Source organism: Clavibacter sp. MX14-G9D (genome assembly GCF_032917815.1).
Lineage (GTDB): Bacteria > Actinomycetota > Actinomycetes > Actinomycetales > Microbacteriaceae > Clavibacter > Clavibacter michiganensis_K.
Map to the genome: position 1 here is coordinate 1 of NZ_JAVCVL010000040.1, position 17060 is coordinate 17060.

14 protein-coding genes and 1 tRNA gene are annotated in these 17060 nt (G+C 72.3%); 6 read left to right on the forward strand and 9 right to left on the reverse strand.

Features of this window, described 5'->3' with window-relative positions; all coding sequences use genetic code 11:
- Window positions 1–45 precede the first annotated feature (45 nt).
- The 3 genes from Q6969_RS05730 to Q6969_RS05740 form a co-directional block, all read right to left on the reverse strand.
- Window positions 46–816, reverse strand: coding sequence for a bacterial transcriptional activator domain-containing protein (locus Q6969_RS05730; protein ID WP_317229574.1), 771 nt, complete (start codon window positions 814–816; stop codon window positions 46–48).
- Between the two features lie 244 nt (window positions 817–1060).
- Window positions 1061–2473, reverse strand: a complete 1413-nt coding sequence (locus tag Q6969_RS05735; RefSeq protein WP_317229575.1) for a PT domain-containing protein — start codon at window positions 2471–2473, stop codon at window positions 1061–1063.
- A gap of 220 nt (window positions 2474–2693) precedes the next feature.
- Window positions 2694–3047, reverse strand: a complete 354-nt coding sequence (locus Q6969_RS05740) for an Lsr2 family protein (protein ID WP_317229576.1) — start codon at window positions 3045–3047, stop codon at window positions 2694–2696.
- 450 nt (window positions 3048–3497) lie between these two features.
- Here Q6969_RS05740 and Q6969_RS05745 point away from each other — a divergent pair, with 450 nt between their 5' ends.
- Window positions 3498–5042, forward strand: coding sequence for a DUF4041 domain-containing protein (locus tag Q6969_RS05745; protein WP_317229577.1), 1545 nt, complete (start codon window positions 3498–3500; stop codon window positions 5040–5042).
- Window positions 5043–5215: 173 nt separating this feature from the next.
- On the opposite strand, the gene Q6969_RS05750 is transcribed toward Q6969_RS05745, so the two are convergent.
- Together Q6969_RS05750 and Q6969_RS05755 are read right to left on the reverse strand one after the other, a co-directional pair.
- The gene (locus Q6969_RS05750; RefSeq protein WP_317229578.1) at window positions 5216–6991 is read right to left on the reverse strand and encodes a DNA/RNA helicase domain-containing protein; all 1776 of its coding nucleotides are present in this window, start codon (window positions 6989–6991) and stop codon (window positions 5216–5218) included.
- Entirely contained in the window at window positions 6978–7298 is a 321-nt protein-coding gene (locus tag Q6969_RS05755) for a nucleotide pyrophosphohydrolase (RefSeq protein WP_317229579.1), read from the reverse strand. Before Q6969_RS05755 ends, Q6969_RS05750 begins: the two co-directional genes overlap by 14 nt.
- 141 nt (window positions 7299–7439) lie before the next feature.
- On the opposite strand from Q6969_RS05755, the gene Q6969_RS05760 reads away from it, so the two are divergent.
- Window positions 7440–8552 (forward strand): type I restriction endonuclease, encoded by a 1113-nt coding sequence (locus Q6969_RS05760; RefSeq protein ID WP_317229580.1) that lies wholly within the window; start codon window positions 7440–7442, stop codon window positions 8550–8552.
- 19 nt (window positions 8553–8571) lie between these two features.
- Here Q6969_RS05760 and Q6969_RS05765 read toward each other — a convergent pair.
- Window positions 8572–8643 (reverse strand) — tRNA-Arg (locus Q6969_RS05765).
- A gap of 269 nt (window positions 8644–8912) precedes the next feature.
- Here Q6969_RS05765 and Q6969_RS05770 point away from each other — a divergent pair.
- Window positions 8913–12638, forward strand: coding sequence for a DUF4011 domain-containing protein (locus tag Q6969_RS05770; RefSeq protein ID WP_317229581.1), 3726 nt, complete (start codon window positions 8913–8915; stop codon window positions 12636–12638).
- A 306-nt stretch (window positions 12639–12944) separates the two neighbouring features.
- On the opposite strand, the gene mscL is transcribed toward Q6969_RS05770, so the two are convergent.
- The 3 genes from mscL to Q6969_RS05785 are packed head-to-tail and all read right to left on the reverse strand — an operon-like array spanning window position 12945 to window position 14487.
- Window positions 12945–13427 carry a large conductance mechanosensitive channel protein MscL gene (mscL, locus tag Q6969_RS05775; RefSeq protein WP_104235094.1) on the reverse strand — a complete coding sequence of 161 codons (483 nt, stop codon included), beginning with the start codon at window positions 13425–13427 and terminating at the stop codon, window positions 12945–12947.
- A 28-nt stretch (window positions 13428–13455) separates the two neighbouring features.
- A complete protein-coding gene (locus tag Q6969_RS05780; protein WP_317229582.1) occupies window positions 13456–13905 on the reverse strand; it encodes an FmdB family zinc ribbon protein in 450 nt (149 codons plus the stop codon).
- A gap of 6 nt (window positions 13906–13911) precedes the next feature.
- Complete coding sequence (locus Q6969_RS05785; RefSeq protein WP_104235092.1) at window positions 13912–14487, reverse strand: 5-formyltetrahydrofolate cyclo-ligase; 576 nt, start codon at window positions 14485–14487, stop codon at window positions 13912–13914.
- 40 nt (window positions 14488–14527) lie between these two features.
- On the opposite strand from Q6969_RS05785, the gene galU reads away from it, so the two are divergent.
- From galU to Q6969_RS05800, 3 genes are all read left to right on the forward strand, one after another.
- Window positions 14528–15424, forward strand: a complete 897-nt coding sequence (galU, locus tag Q6969_RS05790) for a UTP--glucose-1-phosphate uridylyltransferase GalU (RefSeq protein WP_317229583.1) — start codon at window positions 14528–14530, stop codon at window positions 15422–15424.
- 123 nt (window positions 15425–15547) lie between these two features.
- Window positions 15548–16189, forward strand: coding sequence for a GNAT family protein (locus Q6969_RS05795; protein ID WP_317229585.1), 642 nt, complete (start codon window positions 15548–15550; stop codon window positions 16187–16189).
- Window positions 16190–16366: 177 nt separating this feature from the next.
- Window positions 16367–17060 (forward strand): hypothetical protein (locus Q6969_RS05800; protein WP_317229584.1); only part of this gene is annotated, 694 nt, incomplete at its 3' end.

Genomic DNA, 17060 nt, shown 5'->3' on the forward strand with positions numbered 1-17060 from the left:
CCGGTGCCCGTCCCCGGGCCGGCGGTCGTCAGCCGGCCTGGCGCGTCAGCCGATGCGGCGGACGGCCACGGGGCCGGTGCGCTGGCGCAGGCCGGCCACGAGGTCCGTCAGCATGGCGGTCGGCTGCAGGCCCACCTCCCGGTCGAGGCGCGCGCGGTAGTCGGCGAAGGCGCGGAGGGCGTCGGACTGGTTCCCCGCGGCCACGTGCACGGCGATGAGGCAGCGCTGGGCCGTCTCCCGGAGGGGGTCCACGTCGATCGCCCGGCGGGCTGCCCGTGCCGCCTCGTGCAGGCGGGCGCGGAGGCGCAGCGCGTCGGACTGGGCCTCGAGGGCGTTGACCCGCAGGTGGCGCCACTCCTCGGCCGCCGGCTCGAGCCAGCCGTCGAACCAGTCGGGCAGGAGAGCCGCACCGAAGAGGTCCACCGCCGCGGGGGAGAGGTCGGCGTCGTCCGGCACGTCGTGCTGCGGTTCGAGCAGGCGGGCCGCGGTCGCACGGGCCGCGCGGAGGTCGACCGCGACGGCCTCGTGCAGCTCCAGGCCGCCGGAGGAGGAGTCCACGATCTCGCGTCCGCCGGAGCCGAGCCGGGCGATGGCGGATCGCAGGCTGGACGCGGCCCGGCCGTCGCGCGCCTCGGGCCAGAGCTGCGCGGCGAGGGTGCCCCGGTCGGCGGGGCGCGTGCGGATGGCGAGCGCGGCGATCAGCCGCCGAGTGCCGTCGGAGAGGGCGACGCCGGTCGGGTCGAGGACGGCGGACCCGGCGTCGTCGGCGCCGAGGCCGGCCACGCGGAAGCCGCCGAGCACCTCGATGCGGATCATCGGATCGTCCCCGGCAGGGCGACCGGCGGGAACCCGAGCGAGGCGCCGGCGGGAGCGGAGGCGGTGCAGCGGCTCGCCGAGCGGACCCTGCCGCGCCGCGCCCCCTGATGCATCACGCACCTCCGTGGGGGTCACATTATCCGTTCGCCCCCTAATCCCCACCAGTGGAGTGCTTTTCGGGCTACCCGCGACGGAACGCCCATCGGCCGGCGATGGGCGCTGCGTCGTGCGATCCGCTGTGCGGCTAGCGCTGGGCGGAGCGGCGGCGTGCGTTCAGTCCGAGCCCGAGCGCACCCAGGACGAGGGCCGCCAGGCCCCAGCCGATGGTGGGCGTCGGGTCGTAGCCGGTCACCGGCAGGGACCCACCGGGCGTCGTGCCGCCGGGCACGACCGGAGCGACCGGCGTGCGGGTGGCGGACGGTGTGGCCGACGGAACGGGCGTGCCGGTCGTCGGGGTAGGCGTCGGGGCGGAGGCCGTCGGCGTCGGGGCGGACGCCGTCGGAGTCGGGACCCCGGGGGTCGGGACGGGGACGGTCGCGGTGGGCGTCGGCGCGGTCGCCGTGGGGGTGGGTGCGGTGGCGGTCGGGGTCGGCGCCGTGGGCGTCGGCACCGGGGCGGTGGCCGTGGGCACCGGGACGGTCGGCGTGGGAGCCGGGACGGTCGCGGTGGGGGTCGGTGCCGTCGGCGTGGGGACCGGGACGGTCGCGGTCGGGATCGGCGCCGTGGGCGTCGGGACCGGCGCGGTGGCCGTCGGGGTGGGAGCGGGCGGCGTGGGCTCGACGGTGGGCTCGACGGTCGGGGCCACGGTGGGCTCGTCGGTCGGGGCGATCGTGGGCTCGACGGTCGGCTCGTCGGTCGGGGCGACCGTCGGCTCGTCGGTGGGTGCGACGGTGGGCTCGTCGGTCGGCACGACCGTGGGCTCCTCGGTCGGCTCGACGGCGGGCGTCACGAAGTTGCGGATGACGGTGGTGCAGCGGATGATGCTGCCGGCGGCCGCGGATCCGTTGCACTGGTCCACGGGGACCCGGAGCGCCGAGGACGTCGTGGAGGACGTGGTGACGGTGCACTCCACCGTGCTCCCGCCGCCGTTGCCCGAGCCGTTGCACTGGGTGACGTCCGCGTTCGTGGTGGACGACTCCGGGTTGCAGGCGGATGTGCCCCCGCCCTCACCGGAGCCGACGCACTGGTTGACCGTGGCGGCGGTGGTGGTGCTCTCGCCGACGATGTTGTTCGTGATGTCGACCGTGCAGATCACGTTGCTGCCGCCCGCGGCGACCGCATTGCACTGCTCCACCGCGTTGACGATGATGCCGTCGCGCTGCGACACCGACGTGGTGCAGAGGGGCGCTCCCGCGGCTCCCTGGCAGACGGTGGTGGTGACGGTGGACGAGCCCACCTGCGTGGCGATGTCGATGTCGTTGACGACGGTCACGTCGCACCGGACCTCGACGCCGGCGCCGGTCGGCGTCGAGTTGCACTGCGACGCGGTCTCGAGGGAGACGGCGGCGGATGCGGTCTGCACCTGGCCGGTCATGCCGACGACGGCGACGAGCGCGATGAGCGCGGCGCCCGCGGAGGCGAGGACGCGCGCGCGGATGCGCCGGCGGGGGCGGGTGGTGGTGGTGGCGTTCCCGGGTGATGCGAGGTGTCTCGGCACGGTGCTCCTTCTTCCCCGCCAGGGTGCCCGCGGGTCCGCGACCGCCCTGCGACGCGGGCGTGACGCGGGCGTGACGCGCGGCGCGGCGCGGACGCCGATCCGCGGGGCGACGGGGATGCGCGATTCATTACGGCGCACCCGCGGGAACGGCGACGAGGGCCGGTCCTCAGCGGATCGGCCCTCGTCGTCGTGCTGCGCGCGTCATGCGCGCGTGTCTCGCCTACTTGTTGGCGCGGTACTCCTCGAGCAGGTCGGCGGAGATGCGCCCGCGCTCGGAGACCTTGTGGCCGTGCTCACGGAGCCACTCGCGCGCGGCGCCCAGGTCCTCCTTGGGAGCGCTGGAGGAGGAGCGGCGCGCGCCGCCGGCAGCTCGGCCCGACGAGGCGCGACCGACGCGCCGAGCGCGGTCGACGTACGTGTCGAGCGACTCCCGGAGCTTGGCGGCGTTGGCGTCGCTCAGATCGATCTCGTAGTTCACGCCGTCGAGCGAGAAGGGGACGGTCTCGCCCTTTCCCTCTTCGATGACGACGCCGTCGATGTCGTCGACGAGCGTGGTGACAACCTTGCGAGCCACGTCTCTCCCTCTCATTTGCAGATGATGCACCGGATGATGCGACGTCCGTCACGATACCGCCTTTCCCGGTGAATTCCGTACGACCACGCGAATGGGATGTGGAAATGCGTGGGATACCGGGATCCATGCGCTGCGCATGCATTCCCCTGGCGGCGACATCATGTCGTCGGACGATTCACGGTGCGGCGCGGGGAGACGGAATGCATTCCGCATCGGCGGCCACGGAATCTCCCCATATGCGGAATAGTGCGCACGACGCGGAATGCGCGTCTCGGCATGCGGGAGGCCCCGCTGAGCGATGTTCCGCAGGCACTCCCGGTGCGATCGTCGGCAGGCGCGGGGGCGTGGGCGGGCTCGGTGCACGCGGGCGGCCACGAGGGGGGGGGGGGCGGGGGGCGCGGCCTCGAACGGGGGCTCCTGGGCGGTCGGGAGCCTGCCTAGCCTGAGGGGATGAGCGCTGCCGCCGGCTGGTACGAGGACCAGGACCCCCGCTTCGTCCGGTGGTGGGACGGCGTGCAGTGGACCGATCACGTCCATCCGCGACAGGACGGCGCGCCTGCCGCCGCGGAGGAGCGTGTCGCCGACGCCGCACCCGCCGTCGAGCACCTCTCGAGGCGGGACGCCCGGCGGCGCGCGGCCGATGCGGAGGCGCGCGTCGCCGAGCTCGAGGACCTGGTCCGGCGCCACGGGATGCGCGCGTTCGACGAGGTGGACGACTACCGGGCGCACGCGCGGGCAGAGGCCGAGGCCGTTCGACGCACCGGGGAGCAGGCCGCCGAGTCGCTCGTCGCCTCGGCGCGGTCCGAGCGCGACGGGATGCTGGCGGACGCGGAGGCGGCCAGGCTCCGCGCCGAGGAGGAGCTCCGGGCGGTGGACGACGCCATCCACGAGCGCATCCAGGCGCGCCTGGCGCTGGACGACGAGATCGCGGCCGCGCGCAGCCGGCTCGTCGAGGTCACCGCCACGGCGGAGCTGCAGGAGGTCGGCCTGTTCGACTACGAGCACCCGGCGGAGTCGTCCGCCGAGCTCGCCTCGCGCCTGGAGGCGCTGCGCTACGCGATCAAGAACCGGGTGCGCGACAAGCTGGCGGTGACCGCCACATCGGGATTCACGTTCAACGGCTCCGAGGCCCAGGGGCGGAAGTTCGTCGGCGACATGTCGAAGGTGCTCCTGCGCGCCTACAACGCCGAGGCGGAGAACGCGGTCAAGGCGACGAGGGCCGGCAACCTGCACGTCGCGCAGACGCGCCTCTCCCGAGCGGCGGAGCAGATCGCGCGGAGCGGCACGATGATCGACCTGCGCATCCAGGACGGATACCACGAGCTCCGGCTGGAGGAGCTCCAGCTCGCGAGCGCGCACCTGCGGGTGCTCCAGGCGGAGAGGGAGATGGAGCGGGAGCGCCGGGCGGAGCTGCGCGAGCAGGCGAAGGCCTCGGCGGAGCTGCAGGCGGAGCACGACCGCTTGGACAAGGAGCGCGCGCACTACGCGGCGACCCTCGCGGCGCTCGAGAGCAAGGGCGACCTCGAGGGCGCGGCGCGCATGCAGGCGCGCATCGACGACGTGGACCGCGCGCTCGTCCAGGTCGACTACCGGGCGGCGAACGTCCGTGCGGGGTACGTCTACGTCATCTCGAACGTCGGGGCCTTCGGCGAGCGCATGGTGAAGATCGGCATGACGCGCAGGCTCGAGCCGATGGACCGCGTCGTCGAGCTCGGAGACGCCTCCGTGCCGTTCCGCTTCGACGTCCACGCGCTCTTCTTCGCGGACGACGCGGTGGGAGTGGAGGCCATGCTGCACCGCACGTTCGCGGAGCACCGCGTGAACCGCGTCAACCTCCGGCGGGAGTTCTTCTACGTGACCCCGGACGAGGTGCTGGACGCCCTCCAGGCGCACGCGGTGGAGATCGTCGAGTTCGCCCTGCACCCGGCGGCGGAGGAGTACCGCGCCAGCCGGGCGCTCGAGGCGCAGGGGCCCGTTCCGGTCGCCGCCGTCTGACCGTCCGCTGTCCGCATGCCCTGGGGGGCCGCCCCGGACGCGGGCGGCCGTCGGCATCGCCGCGCGCCGGAGGGGTCTCGAGACCCGTCGGCTGCCCCGTGTCGGACGAGCGCAGGAGGAGGCTGGAGGGCCGGGGCGACCGGGGCTCCGCTCTCGTGCCCGGCGGGCCCGTCCTACGTCGTCGGGATGTAGCGGCGGAGGTGCTCGCGCAGCGCGGGATCGACGACGTGCACGAAGGTCCCTCTGATCCCCCGCGTCATGAGCACCGCGTAGATGTTGCTGATGAGCAGCCGCAGGTCGTCGTCGGAGAAGGCGATGCCGAGCGTCGGGTTGTTCTCCTGGCCCTTCTTGTCGAAGTAGGAGCCCCGATCCATGACCAGGAGGCCCCTCTCCACGTCGTAGCGGAGATCCGACCCGATGATGACGCCGGCGTAGTTGAGGTCGTACCCCTGCACGGTGTGGATAGAGCCGACCTCCTCCAGCGCATTCGACGATGCGATCCAGTCGCGCTGGGTGCTGTTCCAGCGCGCGCGGTAGTCGCCGATCACGATGTCGAACGCACCGGGGTCCCTCCTCGACACCCACTCCCATGCGTAGCCCGCCACCATGCGCGCGAGCCCGTGCTCCCGGTCGCGGTCGCGGATGGCCGCGTGCATGTCTCCCACGTCGTCGAACATGCGGAACTCGTAGTCGCTGAGAGCATCCGGCGTCAGCGGCGACTCCGCACGCGGGCTCGGCGTCGCGCCGAGGATGCGCCGGACGTGCCCGACGTAGTCCGTCCCCGCCCTCACGCGCATCTGCGACATGAGCGGCTGCCATCGGCGATCTCGTCGGGCCTCGGCGATGACGCCGTCGATGGTGTCCGCACCGAGGTCGGCGGGTCGTATGCTCTGAGCGGGGTCGAGCATGAGGATCCGATGCGTGCTCTTCGCGCGGATCCAGTCCAGCTGCGTCCTCTGCTTGTCGTCGTCCCCGAAGAGAGCGACGGTGATGTCCTCGAACTTGCGGTTCAGCGGCCCGGAGGCCTGGTTCGCCCGGCGGTTCAGGCGATGCGCCTCATCGACGACGAGGAGGTCGAAGCGGGTCGCGCTCTCGCCGACCTGGAAGGGCGTCAGCACCTCCACCCCCTGCAGGCCCGGCGTCCGCCGGAACACCTTCCTGGCGCTCTCGCGCAGGGACTGCTGCGGGATGACGAACCCCGTGCGCATCCCCTGGAGCGCTTCGCGATTCTCCCCGAGGAAGAAGTCGGCGAAGACGGAGTCGGCGTCGAGCGCGTCGTCGACCGGGAGCCGCCCGATGTCGGCGATCAGCTTGAGGAGGTAGATCCCCATCACGGTCTTGCCGGCGCCGGGCTCGCCCTGGATCACCGTCGTGCTCTCCATCCCCGTCTGCCGGTCCGACACCAGCCCCTCGAGCACCTGCTCCAGCGCGAGCTCCTGGTCCGGCGACAGCGCCTTGAACGGAGACAGCTTGAACAGGTCGTCGTTCTCGATCTCCGCGATGGAGCGGTGGAAGAGCCCCTCTCTGCGGAGCTCCTCGAAGACGCGCTCGAACTCCGCGGTGTAGGAGACGCGGTCGTAGTAGTCCGCGTTCGTGATCCCGATGTTGCGATTCAGGACGGTGTAGACGCCGTCACCGGAGAAGAGGTCGATGAGCCGCGACTCGAAGTCCAGGCACGCGGACTTGTTGGCGTTCTCGCCGACGATGATGCGGGCTGTCGCAAGATGACCGCGTTCCTCGGACTTGAGGTGCTGGGCGAGTCGTGCGGCAGCCCGCAGCGACTCCCCGACGTATATCTCGTCGGGCGCGCGACCCCCGGCCCGCTTCCCCGCGGGTGGGCCGTCGAGGACGTACACCACAGGCCAGTTCGAGTTGCGCGGATGCTCCGCTCCCCATCGAGCGACCGTGTCGCTGGAGAGCTCGACCCGACGGACGTCAAAGCGCGTCATACCGGGTGCTGCGTCCGCGGGCCTTGCCGACGGGGTACTTGGCCCGAGTGACGGCCAGCTTCTCCCGCACGATCTCGTCGGGGTCGAGGCCCAACCGCTCCGCGAGCAGCAGGCAGTAGGTGAGCACGTCGGCCAGCTCCCCCTCCACCTGAGCGGGATCCCCGTCGGCGTCCCACTGGTAGCACTCGAGCAGCTCGCCGGCCTCGATCGCGATGCTCTTGGCCAGGTTCTCCGGCGTGTGGAACTGCGCCCATTCGCGTTCGGCGACGAAGGCCGCGAGCTCGTCGCGCACGTCCCGGCTGGCCATGCGGTCACGGTATCAGGGCGGCGGGCGCAGGCCAGGGCGCCGGACTCCCCGCCCACGGCCCCCAAGACTGGGGGCGATCAGGTCTCCATGACAGCGCATGGACCTCCGTATGGTCGGGAGCACCGAGACGAGGGAGTCCCCATGGAATTCGCCGAACGCCTGGCCGCACTGGCGCTGAAGGTGCGCAACCAGCGTGACGCCATACAGACGGAGGAGGCGACGAAGAACGCGTTCATCATGCCGTTCATCTCCACGATCCTCGGATACGACGTGTTCAACCCGCTCGAGGTGGTCCCCGAGTTCACGGCGGACCTCGGCCTCAAGAAGGGCGAGAAGATCGACTACGCGATCATGCGCGACGGCGAGGTCCAGATCCTCATCGAGTGCAAGAAGTCCACGGAGCCGCTGAAGATCGAGCACGCCTCGCAGCTCTTCCGCTACTTCGCCGTCACGAACGCCCGCATCGCGGTGCTCACCAACGGCGAGGTCTACCACTTCTACACGGACCTCGACGCGCCGAACCGCATGGACGAGAAGCCGTTCCTCGTGCTCGACCTCGCCGACATCGACGAGACGCTGCTCCCCGAGCTCATGAAGCTCACCAAGGACGTGTTCGACCTCGACTCGATCATCAGCGCCGCGGGTGAGCTCAAGTACGTGGGCGCGCTGAAGCGGGCGATCACCGCGGAGTTCCGCGAGCCGACCGCGGAATGGGTGAAGCTCCTCACCCGCCGCGTGTACGAGGGGTCGTTCACCGAGAAGGTCCGCGAGCAGTTCACGACGCTCGTCGGGAAGGCCTCGAAGCAGTACCTCAACGAGCAGGTGAACGACCGCCTGAAGACGGCGCTCGGGGCACCCGCGTTCCCGTCGGCGCCGATCGCGCCGTCGACCGACGTGATCACCAGCGAGGAGGCCGTCGTGGCGGACCTCGACCGCGACACGGAGATCGAGACGACGCTCGAGGAGCTCGAGGGCTACCAGATCGTCAAGGCCATCGCCTGCAGCGAGGTGAAGCCGCAGCGCGTCGTGCACCGGGACGCGAAGTCCTACCTGGCGATCCTGCTCGACGACAACAACCGGAAGCCGATCGCCCGCCTGCACTTCAACGGCAAGAAGCAGAAGTACCTCGGCCTCTTCGACGCGCACAAGGTCGAGACGCGGCACCCCCTCGGGTCGCTCGACGAGATCTACGCGCACGCGGACGCCATCCGCGAGGCGATCCGGGCGCATGCGGGCGAGGCGATCGGCGCATAGGTCCGCGTCGGACCGGAGGTGCCCCTGGAGGGACTCGAACCCCCAACCCTTTCCTTAGGACGGAACTGCTCTTCCATTGAGCTACAGAGGCTGACCGGCCCATGGTAGCGGAGCGGGGACCGGGTGTCGGGGCCCGCGGTCCCGGCGCGACGGCCGCCGGGAGCACGCCGTCACGACCGACCCCGCCGCGCGGTGCCGGTGGTCGACGCGGCTCCCGGATCCGCTCCCGCGCCGCCCTGCCTGCCGGTTTCCCCACCCGACGCGTCGTACTGTTGCCGGGTGTGGCGTGCCAATGAACGATCCGACGACGACGACGACCTGCTCTCCGGGTTCGCCGCCGAGCCTCTTGAGGACCCCCACGTGAATGCTTCCCACAACGGCACCAGCCCCCACGACCTCCGCGTCGGCGACGTGCACCTGGGGAGCGGCAACGTGGCCGAGCCCCGCTGGCGCGAGTGGCGCGAGCAGCTGGCCGGCATCGGCGGCCCCTCGCCGCTCCTCCACTTCGTGGACGCGCAGGGCTCCCGCATCGAGCTGAGCACCACGCACCCGGGCGGCCTCGCGCAGTTCATCACGGGCAAGACGACGCTGCTGTCGTCCCTCATCCGCGACGAGCTCGCGCTCCGGAGCGCCCGCAAGGCGGCGAACCGCATCACCCAGAAGGGGATCGAGCTGGTCTCCGCGCGGGGCATCGAGTCGATCCACCTGGCCATCGGCCTCGCCGAGTGGCGCTTCGCCGACGAGCAGTTCCGCGCGCCGGTGCTCCTGCGCCCGCTCGCGATCCGCCGCCACGGCAGCGACTACGAGGTGCGCCTCAAGGGCCAGCCGTTCCTCAACCCGGCGCTGGCACGGGCGCTCGAGGAGCAGTTCCAGATCACGCTCGACGCCGACTCGTTCGTCGCGCTCGCCGTGCAGAACGGCGCCTTCAAGCCGCAGCCCGTCATCGACCGCCTGCGCGGCCTCACCTCGCACCTGCCGGCCTTCGCCGTGCAGCCGCGCCTCGTCGTCTCGTCCTTCGCGGAGGTCGGCCGGGCGCTCGCCGAGGACGCCGCCGACCTCGAGCACCTCGTCATCGACGCCATCGCCGGCAACCCCACCGCCAAGTGGGGGGTGGGCGAGTCGTATGCGCCGGTGGACCCGATCCCGCAGGACCAGCGCCCGCCCGTCACCGACACGCTGCTGCTCGACGCGGATCCCGAGCAGGAGTACGTCATCGCGCAGATCAACGCGGGCAACTCGCTCGTGGTGACCACGCTGCCCGGCACCGGCGGCACGCAGACCATCGTCAACTCCATCGGCTGCCTCGTCGCGCAGAACAAGCGCGTGCTCGTCGTGAGCCCGCGCGCCTCCTCCCTGAAGGGCATCGGCCAGCGCCTCGCCGACGTCGGTCTGCCGGGACTGGCGGTCGCGCCCAGGTCCCTCAAGCGCGACGTCGTGCAGTCCATCGTGCGCAACGAGAAGGCGGCCCCCGCGCAGACCGCCGAGGTCGACGACGCGCTCGTCCGCCTCCGCCACGTGCTGCTCGACTACCGGTTCGCGCTCGGCCGTCCCGACCGGGACCTCGGCGTCTCCGTGCTCGACGCCCTCGGTGAGCTCTCCCGCCTCGCGCTCCTGCCGAGCCCGCCGGCGACGACGGCGCGCCTCACCCGCGACGCCGTGACGGCCATCGCGCACGACCGCGCGAGCGCCGCCGCCTCCCTCGTGAAGGCCGCGAGTCTCGGCGAGTTCCGCTACGGTCCGGGCGACTCGCCCTGGTACGGCGCCACGTTCTCCACGAGCGCCGCCGCCACGCACGCGCACGACCTCGCCAAGCAGCTGTCCGCCGACGGCCTGCCGCGCCTCGTGGAGCGCGCCGACGAGCTCATCGGGCAGACGCGGATGCGCGCGTACAGGTCCATCGACGAGCTCGGCGTGTACCTCCGCCTCCTGCTCGACGTCCGCGAGACGCTCGACAAGTTCCAGCCGGTCGTGTTCGACCGGTCGCTGAGCGAGATCATCGCGGCCACCGGATCCCGCCGCGACGCCCCCGAGATGACGAGCATCACCCGCCGTCGCCTCCGCAAGCTCGCCCGCGAGTACGTGCGCCCCGGCGTCCACATCTCCGACATGCACGAGAGCCTGAAGGCGATCCAGAAGCAGCGGATCCTCTGGCAGCGCTACGTCGCGGTCGGCTCGACCCCCGAGGTCCCGCGCGGGATCTCGGACGTGCACGCGCGCTACCAGGAGGTCGCCGCCGACCTGAGGGTGCTCGACGAGCCGCTGAGCATGGTCACCCGTCCGACGCCGCTCGCGGAGCTGCCCGTCGACGAGCTGCGGGAGAAGGTCGCCCAGCTCGCCGAGGACAGCGAGGTGCTGCAGAACCTGCAGGAGCGCACGTCGCTCCTCGCCGACCTCCGCCGCCTCGACCTCGACCCGCTGCTGCACGACCTCTCCGACCGCCACGTGCCGCAGGAGGCCGTCGCCGCCGAGCTGGAGCTCGCGTGGTGGCAGTCCGTGCTCGAGCAGATGCTCGCGGGCGACAAGGCCCTCCTCAACGCGAACACGAGCGTGCTCGACCGCCTCGAGTCGGACTTCCGGCTCGTGGACGAGGCGCACGCCACGGCCAGCGCCGGCCTCCTCGCCTGGCAGCTCGCGGAGACGTGGAAGATCGGCGTCGTCGACTGGCCCGAGGAGGCGCACCACCTGCGCCAGCTGCTCGGCGGATCCGCCCCCGTCGACGCCGCGGCCCTGCACCACTCCGCGCCGCACCTCTCTCGCACCATCGCGCCGGTCTGGCTCGCGTCGCCCTACGAGGTGCCGGCCATCACGGACGAGATGCCGTTCGACGCCGTGTTCCTCGTGGACGCCGGCGCCATGACGCTCGCGGAGGCGCTCGGCGGCATCCGTCGCGGCAAGCAGACCGTGGTGTTCGGCGATCCCGTCACGCAGACGCCGTCGCCCTTCACCATCGCGGTGGTCCCGAAGCCCGAGCGCTCGACGCCGCAGCTCGCGGACGACGACTCGACGCTCGAGGAGCGCCACGCCGACTCCGCGCTCGCGCGCCTCGGCGAGCTCCTGCCCACGCTCTCCCTCACGCGCAGCTACCGCGCGGGCGGCGAGGACCTCGCCGAGCTCGTCAACCGCCGCTTCTACGGCGGCCGCATCCAGTCCCTCCCGTGGGCGGGCACCTTCCTCGGGCACGGCAGCCTGTCGCTCGACTTCGTCGCCGACGGCCACGGCATGCCCGACGAGGACACCGGGGCGGTCGAGAGCGTCGACGCCGAGGTGATCCGCGTGGTGGAGCTCGTCCTCGACCACGCGAGCCACCGCCCCCGCGAGTCGCTCATGGTCATCACCGCCAGTGCCCGGCACGCGGTGCGCGTGCAGCAGGCCGTCCTCCACGCCGCCGCCAAGCGCAGCGACGTCACCGAGTTCTTCATCGGCGACCGCGCGGAGCCGTTCATGGTCGCGACGCTCGAGCAGTGCGTCGCCCAGAGCCGGGACCGCGTGATCTTCTCGGTCGGCTACGGCCGCACCCCGCACGGCCGCGTGCTGTCGAACTTCGGCTCCCTCGCGGCGCCCGGCGGGGAGCGCCTGCTCGCCGTCGCGATGACCCGCGCGCGCCGCTCGATGGTGGTCGTGTCCTGCTTCCAGCCCGGCGACATCGACCAGGACCGGATGAAGCACGGCATCGTCGCGCTCGCCCAGATCCTCTCGGAGGCGGAGGCCCGCTTCCGGGAGGACCCGATCCCGGACGACGGCGACGCCATGCTGGTCGACCTCGCGCGTCGGCTGGAGGGGCTGGGGCTCGCCCCCGCCCTCGGGCACCGGGACAAGCTCGGCCTCGTCGCGTCGTACGGCGGCCGGGCCATCGCCATCGAGACGGATCCGGTGGTCAACCAGACGAGCCTCCGCGAGTCGCTGCGCCTGCGTCCCGAGATGCTGAAGCGCCTCGGCTGGCACTACCTCCGCGTGCACTCCTTCGAGCTGTTCGCGGATCCGGACGCCGTCGCCCGCCGCATCGCCACGGCCCTCGGCGCGATCTCCGACGCGCACCCGATCACGGCTCCCGTCGAGGTCCAGCCGGGCGCGCACCGGGCGGAGTGATGCCGGAGCGCGACGCGTCGGACGTACCGGAGGCCGCGGTCCCCGAGCCGACGGGCGCAGGTGAGGGGGAGCGGCGACCGGTCCGCCGATCGCGTCGGGCCTCGACCGCGCCGGTCCCCGGATCCGACCCCACCCCGCAGGCCGACGTCCACGAGGCCGCGGTGCGCGCCGCCGAGGACGCGCCGCAGCGCTGGGGCGACGCGCCGGCCGCGTCGGACGCGAACGACGACCGCCTCCGGCTCGACCGCCCGCCCCACTGGGGCTGACGGTCGACGCCGGAGGCGGTCGGACCGTGCGGATCGCGCGCTAGGCGGGCTTCCCGGGCTCGGCCACGTGCTGGCCGGTGGACGACGGGATCGTGTGCGCGCCCTCGGGCGACGGCTTCCCGGCGAGCAGGTCGCGGATCTCGATGAGCAGCTCGGCCTCGGTCGGCGGCACGTCCTTCGGCGTCGCCTCCTCGGCGGCCTTCTGCTTCGCGAACGCGACCTTCTTGAGGTGGTTCACGGGCAGCACGAGCGCGAAGTAGACGACGGCCGCGACGATGAGGAAGTTGATCAGCGCCGCGAGCACCGCGCCGAACAGCAGGGTCGCCGGCTCGCCCGATGCGGTCGGGATGTCGACCTTGAACGCGTCGGCGAGCGTCGACGCATTGAACAGCGCCCCGATCAGCGGGTTGAAGACGGACGTGACGATCGCGGTGACGATGGCGGTGAATGCCGCGCCGATGACGACGGCGACCGCGAGGTCGATGACGTTCCCACGGAGGATGAACTCCTTGAAGCCCTTCACGGGTGCTCCTGTCAGGCAGGCCGCCCGATCAGGTGGACGGCGACGACGATCCCGACCCGGATGAGCTGGGACCCGAGGGGTTCCTCGGGGTCACCGTACCGGAGCCCTGGCCCGTGGACCCGGAGCCGGAGGGACCGGATCCCGAGCCGGACGAGTCCGACGAGCCGCCGCCGGAGGAGGACGGCTCCTTCTTCGCCGCGGAGCCGGAGTCGCCCGACCCCGAGGACGCCGCGGCGTCACCCGACGAGGACGAGGACGAGGAGGACCCGGACGACGACCGCGACCGCTTGGCCGCGTCCTCGGTGCGCGAGTCGTTGCGGTAGAAGCCGCTGCCGGTGAAGCTCACGCCGACGGCGGCGAACAGCTTCCGGAGCTTGCCGCCGCACACGGGGCACTCGGTGAGGGAGTCGTCGGTGAACGCCTGCACGATGTCGAAGGCGTTGCCGCACACCGTGCAGCGGTAGGAGTACGTGGGCATGGGTCCCTAGAAGGAGTGGATGAGGGTGGGGGTCACGATGCCGTCGACCGGCATGTCGTGCTTCTCCCGCGGGAGCTCGTCGACGAACTCGGCGTCGAACACCACAGCGTAGACCGGGGGGCAGGCCTCCATCGAGCCGAGGGTCTTGTCGAAGTAGCCGCGGCCCCAGCCCATGCGCATGCCGCCCTGGTCGACCGCGGCGGCCGGCACGACGATGAGGTCGACGTCGTTGATGGCGATCGGGCCGAGCAGCTCGCCCACCGGCTCGGGCAGCCCGAAGAGCCCCTCGGTCTCGGTGCCGTCGCTCACGACCCAGTCGAGCAGGCCGTCGTTGCGCGACACCGGCAGGAGCACCTGGCGCCCGTCGGCGTGCAGCCACTGGAGGAAGGGGCGCGTCGTCGGCTCGTCGACCGTGGACAGGTAGCAGGCCACCCGGCGGGCGTCGTGATCGGCCACGAGCTCCGTCAACCTGCTGGTCAGGCCGTGGGCGGCCTCGTCGCGCTCGGTGGAGGTCATCTGCCGACGACGCTCCCGCAGCTGGGCGCGGAGGGCCCTCTTCTCGTTCCCGACATCGCTCGGCATGGGTCGAGTCTAGGTATGTTCGCCCGCTACGCTCGATCGCATGGTCACCCACATCACGAAGGCCGTCATCCCCGCCGCGGGACTCGGAACGCGATTCCTGCCCGCGACGAAGGCGATGCCGAAGGAGATGCTGCCGGTCGTCGACCGGCCCGCCATCCAGTACGTGGTGGAGGAGGCGGTGGGAGCGGGGCTCCACGACGTCCTCATGATCACGGGCCGCAACAAGACGGCCCTCGAGAACCACTTCGACCGCAACGCCGAGCTCGAGGCGACCCTCCAGCTCAAGGGCGACGACGCGAAGCTCCGCAAGGTGAACGAGTCCACCGACCTGGCCGACATGCACTACGTGCGCCAGGGCGACCCGAAGGGCCTCGGCCACGCGGTGCTGCGCGCCGAGATGCACGTCGGCCGCGAGCCGTTCGCCGTGCTCCTCGGCGACGACATCATCGACAAGCGCGACGTGCTCCTCTCCCGCATGATCGAGGTCCAGCTCGAGCGCGGCTGCTCCGTCGTCGCGCTCCTCGAGGTCGACCCTTCGCAGACCCACCTCTACGGCGTCGCCACGGTCGAGGAGACGGACGACGACGACGTCGTGCGCATCACCGGCATGGTCGAGAAGCCCGCCGCCGGCACCGCGCCGTCCAACCTCGCCATCATCGGCCGCTACGTGCTGCGCCCCGAGGTCTTCGACGTGCTCCACAAGACCGAGCCCGGCAAGGGCGGCGAGATCCAGCTGACCGACGCCCTCGAGAAGATGGCCGCCGCGCCCGAGTGGACCGGTGGGGTGTACGGCGTCGTGTTCCGCGGCCGTCGCTACGACACCGGCGACCGGCTCGACTACCTGAAGGCCATCGTCCAGCTGGGCGTCGACCACGAGGACCTCGGCGAGGGCCTCCGCGAGTGGCTGCCCGAGTTCGTCAAGACGCTCGAGCGCTGATCCGCGCTCCGGGCGCCCGGGCGCGGCACGACGACCAGCCGGGGAGCGCGATCCCGGAAGCCGGCCGACCCGGCGCCCGCGGCGAGGCCTAGGGTGGGGGACGTGCCGCAGACCGTACCCACCATGCGGGACGGGCGCATCTCCGTCCGGCCCATCCGGCTCCGCGACTCGCGGAGCCTCGAGCGCTCGCTGCTCGACAACCGGTCATGGCTCCGCAAGTGGGAGGCGACCAGCCCCTACGCGCCGATGGCGTTCGACACGCGTGCCAGCATCCGGTCGCTGCAGGCCAACGCCCGCGCGGGGCTCGGGGTGCCGCTGGTCATCGACTACGACGACGAGTTCGCGGGCCAGCTGAACGTGTCGTCCATCGCCTACGGGTCGCTCTCCAGCGCGACCATCGGCTACTGGGTCGGGCAGGAGTTCGCGGGCAGGAACGTCACGCCCACGGCGGTCGCCCTCGCCACCGACTACTGCTTCACCACGCTCGGCCTGCACCGGATGGAGATCTGCATCCGCCCGGAGAACGCGCCCAGCCTCCGGGTCGTCCAGAAGCTCGGCTTCCGGTACGAGGGGCTCCGCCGTCGCTACATCCACATCAACGGCGACTGGCGCGACCACTTCTGCTTCGGCCTGGTCGTCGAGGAGCTCTCCACCAGCGTGCTCGCGCGCTGGAAGGAGGGCGGCGTCGACCCCGAGTGGTCCCGCGTGCCCGAGGCCGACGTCGAGGCGGCCGCGTCGCCGCTCGCGGTGCAGCGCCGCATCTGACCGGGACGCGTCCCGTCGCGCCGCATCCGACCGCACCGCGTCCTCCCGCATCGCGTCCGACCGCGCGGCAGCCGGCCCCACCGCAGCCAGCCCCGTACCTGCGGATGCGCCGGTCCGGCCGTGGACACGCGGCGCGCTTCCCGCGTCGCGCGCACCGGACCTCCTAGCCTCGTGATCATGCAATCCGGCGGCATCATCATCGCGCTCTCCGCGGTGCTCTGGCTCGCCTACCTCCTGCCCACGTGGCTGCACCGGCGCCAGTACATGGCGACCGAGCGCAACGCCGTGCGCCTCCAGCAGACCCTGCGGATCCTGGCCGAGACGGCCGAGGTCCCCGACGCGGTGCGTGCCGAGACCCGTGCCCGCAGCGTCGTCGAGCATCAGCGCGCCCTCCGTCGGGCCGCCGAAGAAGCCGAAGCCGCCGCGCGTGCGCGAGACGCCGCCGCCCAGCGCGCCCTACCGAAAGTGGCCCCCGTGACCGCATCGTCGCCCTCCGCCGCCACGCGCCTCCGCCGCAGCCGCCTCGCCGCGACCGTGGTGCTCGCCCTCGCCCTCGTCGGCGTGGTCGTCGGCCTCACGCAGGTCGCCGCGGCCGGCGCGTGGACGCTCCTCGTGATCTCCTCGCTCGCCACCTTCGGCTCGCTCGCCTTCCTGCAGCGCATGTCGCAGGTCGCCGCGGCGCGCCGGCTCCAGGCGCCCGAGGCGCGGCCCCTCCCGCGCACGGGCTTCACGGACTTCCACGAGGCGGCCCCGCCCGCGGCCGAGCCGGTGGCGGAGCGCGAGGAGGGGGAGTCCTGGACCCCCGTGCCCGTGCCGAAGCCGCTCTACCTGTCGCGGTCGCAGGCGCCGGGCCCGCGTCCCGGCGCGGGTC